Origin of the sequence: Lysinibacillus alkalisoli, assembly GCF_014643595.1 — a bacterium.
Lineage (GTDB): Bacteria > Bacillota > Bacilli > Bacillales_A > Planococcaceae > Metalysinibacillus > Metalysinibacillus alkalisoli.
Genome location: NZ_BMJT01000032.1, coordinates 1 through 861, shown reverse-complemented (window position 1 = coordinate 861; position 861 = coordinate 1). Strand labels below are relative to the sequence as shown.

At 57.0% G+C, this 861-nt stretch carries 1 protein-coding gene; it reads right to left on the bottom strand.

Features of this window, described 5'->3' with window-relative positions:
* Positions 1-14: 14 nt before the first annotated feature.
* Entirely contained in the window at positions 15-710 is a 696-nt protein-coding gene (locus IEW44_RS16190; RefSeq protein WP_188616021.1) for a chlorophyll a-b binding protein, read from the bottom strand.
* Between the last annotated feature and the right edge of the window lie 151 nt (positions 711-861).

Sequence of the window (861 nt, the reverse complement as noted above, 5' to 3'; positions counted from 1 at the left end):
TCGTTCTTTGACGCTCACTTTCCGGGGACGAAGTTGGTGGCATAGGCCCAGGCGTTGTTGTTGACAGGGTCAGCAAGGTGATCGGCGAGGTTCTCCAATGGACCCTTTCCGGTGACAATGGCCTGAACAAAGAAGCCAAACATAGAGAACATGGCCAATCGTCCGTTCTTGAGTTCCTTCACCTTAAGCTCAGCAAAAGCCTCTGGGTCATCAGCAAGGCCCAATGGGTCGAAGCTGCCACCTGGGTAGATTGGGTCAGTGACCTCACCGAGGGGGCCACCAGCAATACGGTAACCTTCAACGGCACCCATTAGGATAACTTGTGTGGCCCAGATGGCGAGGATGCTCTGGGCGTGGATCAGGCTTGGGTTGCCCAAGTAGTCGAGCCCACCCTCGCTGAAGATCTGGGACCCGGCCTTGAACCACACGGCTTCTCCGAACTTCACCCCGTTGCGGGACAGCAACTCCGGGAAGACGCAGCCCAAGGCTCCGAGCATGGCCCACCTGGAGTGGATCACTTCGAGTTCACGGTTCTTGGCGAAGGTTTCTGGGTCTGCGGAAAGCCCAGCAGTGTCCCAGCCGTAGTCGCCTGGGAACTCACCGGTTAGGTAGGACGGGGGCTCGCCAGAGAATGGGCCCAAGTACTTGACTCGGTCTGGGCCGTACCATGGGCTTCCTGAGGAGACCTGCTTGGTGACGGTCTTCCTCATGCTCACCCTTCCCACTTCTGGGGCTGATGGGCCCAGCTTCACGGCCTTGCCAGCCAAGGATGGGGATGAGAGAGCCATGGAAGAAGCTGCTGCCATTTTTTAACTCAAGGATGAGCTTTGCTTTGTGCTTTGTGTTATGAGTGTTTTGAAG